Genomic DNA, 8,356 nt, shown 5'->3' with positions numbered 1-8,356 from the left:
GCCAGCGCGACGGGCTACCGAGGCGCCGCCAGCGCGACGGGCGACCAAGGCGCCGCCATGTCCTGCGGAGTGTCGGGCAGCGTCCGAGGCGCGGCGGGCAACGCGCTGTTCCTCGTAGAGCGCGGCGAAGACTACGAAATCGTCAACGTTTGGGCCGGGATCGCCGGCCGGGACGGGATCGAGCCCGACACATTTTACACCTTGCGCGACGGCCAGCCCGTCAAATTGGAGGCGTAGGCAATGCACACCACCATCCCCGCGATCCTCGCAGCCGGCCTGCTCGCCGCCTGTGCGCAGTCGCCGAACAGCATCGCGCCCGTTCCGATGGGCAGCGCCTATGCCGGCATTGACTGCGCCCGCGCCGCCGCCGAGCGCAATGAGGCCGCGCAGTCCCTCGCCGCTCTTTCGAGCAAGCAGAACGGCGCGGTCGCCGGTGACGCGGTTGGCGTCTTCCTGATCGGCGTTCCCGTGGCCAGCCTGACCGGCGGCGACGTGTCCGGACAGATCGCCTTGGAAAAAGGGAGAATCGCCTCTCTGGACGCTCGCCTCATGACGTGCGGGGCGTGACCATGAAGAGCACCGCTCAGATTATCGAATTCCCGCGCGGCGAAACCGACACGTGGGCGACGACGATCCAGTGCAACACGGAACTGACGCAGCCGGCGGATAGCTCCGGCCTGATACGCGGCCTGCTGTGCGCGTTCCCGCTCGGCGCGCTGTTCTGGGCCGGCGTCTATGCGCTCTTCGTTCTGGCGGGCGCGCTGTGACCCCCCCGACGATCGTCGTCCAGACCGATGCATGGGACTGGCAGGCCTATGGCGACATCGACGAAGCCGCCGCCGACCTCGAAGACGAAAGCTGGCACCGCGTCTACCGCATCCCGGCCGACCCGCGCGATCCGGCGCCCGAGGTGAGCGGCGAGCTTATCACCGCGATCAACGACCGCCGCCGCGAGGCTGCCGAGGACCGGCATTTGCATGCCGTTTGCCGCACGCAGATGGGGATTTGATGCCCGCGAAACCGACGCTCGACGACTGCTGGCGCCCGTCGCGGGTTTTCGTCGGGCTGGAGAATGGCGAGCGCGTCGAGTTCTACCCCGTGGCGATGGAGCCAATCCATCCGGCGCCTGCCGAGTGGTCCTATTTCGCCGCGGTGAACAACCGGCCGATCCACGAACGGGACGGCGACGCCGCCGAGGCGCTGGAAGCCCTGACCGAGCTACTCATGAGGCACCACCGATGACCCCCGCCGACCACCTCGCTGCGATCAGCCGTGCCGAGCGCGAGGTACAGGCCGCGTCCGCCGCGATCAGTCTCGCCAACCTGGAGAGCGAGGACGAGGCGATCCGCGCGTATCTCGCTGCCCGCCAGCACCTGCGCGACGTGCGGGCGCGCCGCCCCACCTGAGGTTCCTCCCCACCGGCCCTTGCTTCGATGGGCCGGCAACTTCCCCCGGCCATGCGCCGGGGGGCTTTTCCCGAGGATGAAAGATGACCCGAGACGCAACCGCTGAGGCGCTGAGCCGGCAAAGCATAGCCGCGGCAAATCTGTTGGCGGAGCTTCGCACCGACGACGCCGAGCTAGCCCACGACATGATCGAGGGTGAGACAAGTCTTTTCGAAGCGCTAGCGGCTGCGATTGACGAGATCGACCAGTGCGAAATCATCGCCGATGGGTGCAAAGCGAAAGTCGAGGAAATCGGCAAGCGCCGGCATCGCGCCGACGCCCGCGCTAGCCGCATTCGCGCGCTCATCGAACAGGCGATGGCGATGGCCGACCTTTCATCGGTCAGGCTTCCCCTTGCCACGCTCTCGCTCAAGGCGACCCCGCCCAAGGTAGTGGTCAACGACGAAAGCCTGATCCCGAGCGAGTTCTGGGCGCCGCAGTCGCCAGTTCTGGACAAGAAGGCGCTGAACGACGCCGCGAAGCTTCGGGAAATCCCTGGCGTCGGGAAAACCAACGGGGGCGTCTCGCTCCAAATTCGGAGGGCCTGACATGGCAACCGCGATCCAGATAAGTGGGTTCACCGGCGCGCAACTCGCGCTGATCCGCAACACCGTTGCCGCCGATTGCAACGAGCAAGAGTTCAATCTGTTTTTCGAAGCGGCGCGCGCATACGGCCTTGACCCATTCCGGAAGCAGATCATCGCCATCGTCTTCAACAAGAAAGCGAAGGACCAATCCAAGCGGCGGATGGCAATCATCGTCAGTCGCGACGGCTACCGGGTGATCGCGCAGCGCTGCAAGAACTATCGCCCGGCCAGCGAGCCGGCGCAGATCGAAATTGACCCGAGCCTCGTATCTCCAACCAACCCGAAGGGCATCGTCAAGGCGACCGTTCGCCTCTGGCAACAGGACAACCGGGGCGAGTGGTTCCCGGTCATAGGCGAGGCATACTGGGACGAGTTCGCGGCGGTAAAGGACGAGTTCGCGGCGAACGAAAATCAGGAATGGCGCCCGACCGGCAAGCAAACCCTAGACGGCAATTGGGGTCGGATGCCGATCGTCATGATCACGAAATGCGCCGAAGCGCAGGCGCTCCGGGCTGGCTGGCCGGATCAGTTCGGCGGCATCTATGCCGAGGAGGAAATGCACCGCGCCGAGGCGGACCTGACCGCATCGGAGGCAGTGGCGCAGGAGGCCGAGAACGCCCGTGTGGCGCGAATTGGCGGGCGCGGCATCAGCTTCGCCTTCGACCATACCGGCGTTCTGGAAAGCGTCCCTGTCGGCGCAATCGCCGACCGCTGCATGGCGTTCATTCGAGATAATGACGCGGAGGCCGTTTACAGATGGTCGGTCCAGAACCGCGCCTCCCTGGCCCAATTCTGGACGGCGGCGCCGGCCGACGCTCTTGAAGTCAAGAAGGCGACGGAGGCCAAAACAGCGCCAATGACGCGAGGCGCGGCATGAGCCACGCCGAAATTATGGAGACGTTCGGCCGGCTGGAACGCGAGGCCGGCGGGGTGGCGCTGGCCGACACCAAGGCCGTGGCGCAGCAAACGGCGGACGCGCTGGGGATCACTTACGAAGCCGTTCGCGCCGCGCTCCTCGATGACATAGGGCTTTGGGGCTAATGACGACAGTCTGGGCAGAACGCACGGACGACAGGCACTTGCGGGTCTATGCCCGATTTGCCGATGATCTGAGCACATTCCCGCGCGGCGAGCGGTTGCGCGTCGTCGTGGATCTTGACCGCAACGGCAAGTTCTCTGCGCTCTATCACCTCATGCTGGGCAGACTGGCGAGGGCGATCAATCGCGGCCCGGCCAGCACCAATATCAACACGCTCAAGAAGTGGGTGAAGCTCAAGCGCGGCTGGTTCGACCTGGTGGACGTGCAACACCCGACGCTCGGCACGATGCAGGCGATCGACTACAAAAGCACCGCTTTCGCGAAGATGGGCGAGGAAGAATTCCACCGGTTCGCGGTGGATACGTGCGACCTGATCCGCGCCGAGCTGGCGCCATGGGTTTCGCAGTCGCCCGAGTGGGCCGAGATCGCGGGCATTATCGCGACGATCGCCCCGGAGGACGCGGCATGATGGCCGTTCCCAAGCCTCAGCGCCCGGTGCGCGGAACCAAAGCCTGCCGCCAGCACATGGCGCGCGTGGCGCAACTTCCGTGCTGCGTCTGCGGCCACCCCGGCCCGAGCATCGGGCACCATGTTTGCCACGATCGCTATTCGCAGAGCCGAGCCTCGGACCTGGATACGATCCCGCTTTGTGCGGCGCACCATGACGCAACATCCCCGGTCGGCCTGCATCACGCCCCTGCCGCATGGCGGGCGAGACATGGCGCGGACCATGGCTACTTGCCGGCGGTACGCGCGGCCATCCATGCTCTTGAGGGGGACGCGGAATGACCGCCGATACCGTCCGCATCGTCCTCGGCTGCGGCGCCGGGCTGACGTTCATCACCGTCGTGATGGTGGCGTGGTGAAAGTGCTCGTCGCCTGCGAATTCAGCGGCATCGTCCGGCGCGCATTCGCCGCGCGCGGGCATGACGCATGGTCGTGCGATCTGCTGCCAGCCGAGGATCGGAGCAACCGGCACATCGTCGGAGACGCGCGTGACCTGCTGCATGACGGCTGGGACATGCTCATTGTGGCCCATCCGCCCTGCACTCGCCTTTGCAATAGCGGCGTCCGCTGGCTCGCTGAGCGCGATCTATGGGCCGAGCTTGACGACGCGGCGGCGCTGTTCTCGGCGTTCTGGTGCGCCCCGATCCAGCGCGTCTGTGTCGAGAACCCGGTGATGCACCGCCACGCCAAGGCGAGGATCAGGGACTACCAGCCGCCCGCGCAGAGCATCCAGCCATGGCAATTCGGGCACGGCGAGACCAAGCGCACCTGCCTCTGGCTGCGCGGCCTTCCGCCGCTGACCCCGACCGACATTGTGGCGGGTCGCGAGGCGCGCGTTCACCGGATGCCGCCGGGCCCGGACAGGTGGCGGGAGCGGAGCCGGTTCTTCCCCGGTATCGCCGCCGCCATGGCTTCCCAATGGGGTGACGCCCCCGCGATCAACAAAGGAGACCCGCGATGACCTCCCGCCTTGGCTGGGAATGCCCCGCCTGCTCGATGATCCATGCGCCTGATGTGCGCCGCTGCGAGTGCCGCTCGACCGGCGGGGAGAGTGAGGCGCCATACGACGAGCGGGGCGACATAATCGCTCGCCTGCAAGAACGGATCGCTGAGCGCAACGGCAGTATCGACGAACTGCGCGAGGAGATCAAACGCCTGAGGGACGCAACCTCGGTGGAGCATCATCCTTTCCCAACGTCCGTCATCGCCTACACCCGTGCCAGCCCGGAGACCCCCGAATGACCGCCTCCTGGCTCATCCCCGCCGCCGCAACCGCCGCCGTTTTCCTCGCCGCGCGCCATGCCTCGCCCGACACGCGCCACGCTCTCGGGATGCCCGACGCTGCGGACATGCTGCTCTATGGCGCGGCGGCTATCGGCTCCATCGCCGCGTGGCTGGCTTGGGCTGTTTGGAGGATGCTGACGTGAAATCCGACCTGATCGACATCGAAGTCATCTACCAGACCCGCACCGAGAGGGCTGTCTGTGTCCGCGAGATAGAGGACGGCGAGGACGTATGGTTGCCGCTGTCCCAAGTGGAGGTGGATGGGCCATTCCGCCGAGGTGGCACCGTCACGCTGACCGGCCCGGAGCGTCTGCTAACCGAGAAGGGGTTGCTATGACCAAGAAGCGCCCCCGCGAGTACCGGCGCCCGTTCACTCGCGACGACGACACCGACGCGGAGATCATCTACACGCTGACCCCGTATTATCCCGCCAAAGGTCCGAGTTGGAATGATCCGGGGTATCCGGCCGAAGGTGGGAATATCGAGGATTTGGCCGCCTACGCGGACGGCGTGGAGATCGAGCTGACCCCCGCCGAAGCCGCGCGCGCCGAGGCCGAAATCTACGCCCTTCCATCGGAGCCTGATGATTGTGACGACTGCCGGGACTGAACAGCGCGCCCTGGTAGTCACGCCGGCGGATGACGGGGGGTTCATCGTGGAAATCATTCCGCGCCACGCCCGGCGGAGATGCGAGGTCGCCTTGGCCGACCTTGACGCCGCCTGCCGCCGCGCTCGGGCGACCGGCCGGGCCGAGATAACCCTGACATGGAGAAGCCCCGATGAGTGATTTCGTAGACCCACCATTGCCATGCCCCTTCTGCACGGCCGATGGGCAAGCCGGATGGGTGATAGACGACAAGGAAGGGCTGTCATTCGAGGTATCGTGTTCTCGCGATGGCGAGTGCCCGTCGCCAAAGTGGCGCGAGGCTGCTTCGGGCTATGAGACCAATGCGGAGTGCGCGGCCTCTGTCATCGGCTTCTGGAATGCGCGCGGGGTGAACCCAGACGGATGGCACGGCAGATGTGGGAAGAAACCCAAGGTTCCCGTTCTCGTATTCGTGGATCCTCCGAAGGAAACCGTCTCAGGCGTGCCCCATTTCCCGTGGGCCATCGCCCGCTGGTACCAGGCCCAATGGCGCGACGTTAGAGACGGCCGAATTTACCACGGAGTGGCCCGGTGGAGGTACCTGTGACGCCCGCACCCGAGAACCATCGCGACCATGGAGAAGCCCCAATGAATGACGCCCCCGCCGCCGCGCGGGATGCCTGGGACGCTGAGCGGGCCGCATACCCCGCGCGCCAGTCGGCGGGGGTGTGACCATGGTTGCGCGGCCGGCGCAGGAACTCATCATCGACAGCTTCGCGGGAGGCGGTGGCGCCTCCACCGGGATCGAGATGGCCCTTGGCCGCTCCCCCGATTATGCGATCAACCACGACGCGGCGGCGCTGGCACTGCACCAGGCGAACCATCCCGATACGGAGCACCTGTCCAAGAACATCTGGCAGGTTGACCCGCTCGACGTGGTGGGGCGGCGGCCGGTGGGGCTGGCGTGGTTCTCGCCCGACTGCAAGCACTTCAGCAAGGCCAAGGGCGGGGCGCCGGTGAAGCGGAACATCCGCGACCTGGCGTGGGTGGTCTGCCTCTGGGCGAAGCGGGTGAAGCCGCGCGTGATCCTGCTGGAGAACGTCGAGGAGTTTCAGACCTGGGGCCCGCTGACTGAGGATGGGCGGCCGTGCAAGGTGCGGGCCGGCGAGACGTTCAAGGCCTGGGTGAAGGAGCTTCGGCGGCATGGGTATCGCGTCGAGTGGCGCGAGATGCGCGCGTGCGACTATGGCGCGCCGACGATCCGCAAGCGGCTGTTCGTGATCGCGCGGCGGGACAAGCGGCCGATCGTCTGGCCGAAACCGACGCATGGCGCGCCGGATAGCCTGCCGGTGCGGGCCGGGAAGTTGACGCCATGGCGGACCGCTGCGGAGATCATCGACTGGTCGCTGCCTTGCCCGAGCATCTTCGACACCAGCGAAGAGATCATGCGGAAGCACGGCGTTCGGGCGAAGCGGCCGCTGGCCGATGCTACGCTGGCGCGGATCGCGCGCGGGGTGCATCGCTACGTGCTCGAGGCGGCGCAGCCGTTCCTCGTCTCCGTCGCGCATGGAGAAAGTGGCGGCCGGCGGGAATACCCTCTGGAAAGGCCCCTCGGCACGCTGACGGGATCGCGCGAGCACGCGCTCGTCTCGCCGATCGTCACCTATGCCCAGCAGGGCGGAGCGAACCGCTCGGCCGAGTCGCCGCTCCACACCATCACGGCATCCAGCAAGGACCAGAACGCCCTTGTCGCGCCCTATCTGGTCCCTCGCTATGGCGAGAGGCCTGGACAGGCTCCGCGCTGCCTGAGCGTTGATGCGCCGCTGCCGGTGGACGTGCCGACGGGCAATGGCGCCTCGCTCGTCTCAGCATTCCTAGCGCAGCATAATGGCGGCGAGCGCATGAAGAACAGCGCGGGGCGTGACGCGCGCGAGCCTCTCTCGACGCTGACCGGCGCCGGCGCGCAGCAGCAGGTTGTGGCGGCGAGCATGCTGAACCTGCGCGGCACGGATCGCGAGGGGGTCGCGGCCGATCTGCCGGTGCGGACCATCACGCAGGGATCGCACGCCGGCGTCGTTGCCGCCTTCCTCCAGAGCTACTACGGCACCGATCAGGACACGCCGCTGAGCGACCCCCTGCACACTGACACGACCAAGCCGCGCCACGGGCTGGTGACAGTCGAGATCGCAGGCCAGCCCTATGCGATCGTCGATATCGGGATGCGGATGCTGACGCCGCGGGAGCGGTTCCGGGCCCAGGGCTTTCCCGACAGCTACATCATCGACCGGGGCATCAACCCGGATGGCTCGCCGCATCCCCTGACCTTGGAGAAGCAGGGCCGTGCCTGCGGCAACAGCGTGTGCCCGCCGTTGGCCCAGGCGCTGGTCGCGGCGAATTGCGCGGACATGGTCGTGGGCGCCTCGCGCTACGCAGCTGAGTGATCTGAGCCTGTCCCCGCGAGCCGGGGGCAGCACTGAGACCACGTATCCACAAGGAGAAGACCATGGCTGGCGAGGCGGTGACTGAGAATCTTGAGGCTTCGGTGCGGGCGCTGCTCGCGGCGAAGATCGCGTATGACACCGAGGTCGATGCGGCCGTGGAGGAATACCTGCGGCACGACGATTTCGCTGCGACTCTGGATGGCTGCTACGCCTGGGGCCAAGGCGAGCCTGTCACGATCGAATTGGAGGACGAGGAATGACCGCTTACGACGACGCCTTGGACACCGATGCGCGCTGGATGACGGAGATCAAGCGGGCGTTCCCGCGCGAGCGGGCGGGCGACGTGCGCTACACGGAGCGGGCGCATGGTGAGCCTGGGACTGCGCTGCGGCGGGCGTATGACGCCTACGTGGCCGCGCGGGATGCGCTGATGGACGTGCTCGAGCGCGCCTTGCCGCCGCTCTACA

18 protein-coding genes are annotated in these 8,356 nt (G+C 66.7%); all 18 read left to right on the top strand.

What is annotated here, in order from left to right:
* A partial coding sequence (locus tag Q0672_RS16280) for a hypothetical protein (protein ID WP_298623905.1) occupies positions 1–237 on the top strand: 237 nt, incomplete at its 5' end.
* A 3-nt stretch (positions 238–240) separates the two neighbouring features.
* Complete coding sequence (locus Q0672_RS16275) at positions 241–567, top strand: hypothetical protein (RefSeq protein WP_298623902.1); 327 nt, start codon at positions 241–243, stop codon at positions 565–567.
* A gap of 2 nt (positions 568–569) precedes the next feature.
* Entirely contained in the window at positions 570–767 is a 198-nt protein-coding gene (locus Q0672_RS16270; protein ID WP_298623900.1) for a hypothetical protein, read from the top strand.
* A complete protein-coding gene (locus Q0672_RS16265) occupies positions 764–1,009 on the top strand; it encodes a hypothetical protein (protein WP_298623898.1) in 246 nt (81 codons plus the stop codon). The genes Q0672_RS16270 and Q0672_RS16265 overlap by 4 nt, the downstream gene beginning before the upstream one ends.
* Entirely contained in the window at positions 1,009–1,242 is a 234-nt protein-coding gene (locus Q0672_RS16260) for a hypothetical protein (RefSeq protein WP_298623896.1), read from the top strand. The genes Q0672_RS16265 and Q0672_RS16260 overlap by 1 nt, the downstream gene beginning before the upstream one ends.
* A complete protein-coding gene (locus Q0672_RS16255) occupies positions 1,239–1,406 on the top strand; it encodes a hypothetical protein (RefSeq protein ID WP_298623894.1) in 168 nt (55 codons plus the stop codon). The genes Q0672_RS16260 and Q0672_RS16255 overlap by 4 nt, the downstream gene beginning before the upstream one ends.
* A gap of 83 nt (positions 1,407–1,489) precedes the next feature.
* Positions 1,490–1,993, top strand: coding sequence for a siphovirus Gp157 family protein (locus tag Q0672_RS16250; protein WP_298623892.1), 504 nt, complete (start codon positions 1,490–1,492; stop codon positions 1,991–1,993).
* A 1-nt stretch (position 1,994) separates the two neighbouring features.
* The gene (gene bet / locus Q0672_RS16245; protein WP_298623890.1) at positions 1,995–2,909 is read left to right on the top strand and encodes a phage recombination protein Bet; all 915 of its coding nucleotides are present in this window, start codon (positions 1,995–1,997) and stop codon (positions 2,907–2,909) included.
* Positions 2,906–3,073, top strand: coding sequence for a hypothetical protein (locus Q0672_RS16240; protein ID WP_298623888.1), 168 nt, complete (start codon positions 2,906–2,908; stop codon positions 3,071–3,073). Before bet ends, Q0672_RS16240 begins: the two co-directional genes overlap by 4 nt.
* Complete coding sequence (locus Q0672_RS16235) at positions 3,073–3,540, top strand: hypothetical protein (protein WP_298623886.1); 468 nt, start codon at positions 3,073–3,075, stop codon at positions 3,538–3,540. The genes Q0672_RS16240 and Q0672_RS16235 overlap by 1 nt, the downstream gene beginning before the upstream one ends.
* Positions 3,541–3,933: 393 nt before the next feature.
* Positions 3,934–4,539, top strand: a complete 606-nt coding sequence (locus Q0672_RS16230; RefSeq protein WP_298623884.1) for a hypothetical protein — start codon at positions 3,934–3,936, stop codon at positions 4,537–4,539.
* Complete coding sequence (locus Q0672_RS16225; protein WP_298623882.1) at positions 4,536–4,820, top strand: hypothetical protein; 285 nt, start codon at positions 4,536–4,538, stop codon at positions 4,818–4,820. Before Q0672_RS16230 ends, Q0672_RS16225 begins: the two co-directional genes overlap by 4 nt.
* Positions 4,817–5,005, top strand: coding sequence for a hypothetical protein (locus tag Q0672_RS16220; protein ID WP_298623880.1), 189 nt, complete (start codon positions 4,817–4,819; stop codon positions 5,003–5,005). The genes Q0672_RS16225 and Q0672_RS16220 overlap by 4 nt, the downstream gene beginning before the upstream one ends.
* Positions 5,002–5,199, top strand: a complete 198-nt coding sequence (locus Q0672_RS16215) for a hypothetical protein (RefSeq protein ID WP_298623878.1) — start codon at positions 5,002–5,004, stop codon at positions 5,197–5,199. The genes Q0672_RS16220 and Q0672_RS16215 overlap by 4 nt, the downstream gene beginning before the upstream one ends.
* Entirely contained in the window at positions 5,196–5,471 is a 276-nt protein-coding gene (locus Q0672_RS16210) for a hypothetical protein (RefSeq protein WP_298623876.1), read from the top strand. Before Q0672_RS16215 ends, Q0672_RS16210 begins: the two co-directional genes overlap by 4 nt.
* Before the next feature lie 711 nt (positions 5,472–6,182).
* Complete coding sequence (locus Q0672_RS16205) at positions 6,183–7,889, top strand: DNA cytosine methyltransferase (protein ID WP_298623907.1); 1,707 nt, start codon at positions 6,183–6,185, stop codon at positions 7,887–7,889.
* Between the two features lie 62 nt (positions 7,890–7,951).
* On the top strand, positions 7,952–8,149 hold the full coding sequence (locus tag Q0672_RS16200; RefSeq protein WP_298623874.1) for a hypothetical protein: 198 nt from the start codon (positions 7,952–7,954) through the stop codon (positions 8,147–8,149).
* On the top strand, positions 8,146–8,356 hold a 211-nt coding region (locus tag Q0672_RS16195; RefSeq protein ID WP_298623872.1), incomplete at its 3' end, for a hypothetical protein. The genes Q0672_RS16200 and Q0672_RS16195, both read left to right, overlap by 4 nt.

Origin of the sequence: uncultured Zoogloea sp. (genome assembly GCF_937894855.1) — a bacterium.
Lineage (GTDB): Bacteria > Pseudomonadota > Gammaproteobacteria > Burkholderiales > Rhodocyclaceae > Zoogloea > Zoogloea oryzae.
The sequence above is the reverse complement of the archived record's forward strand: the minus strand, read 5'-3'. Positions and strand labels throughout refer to the sequence as shown.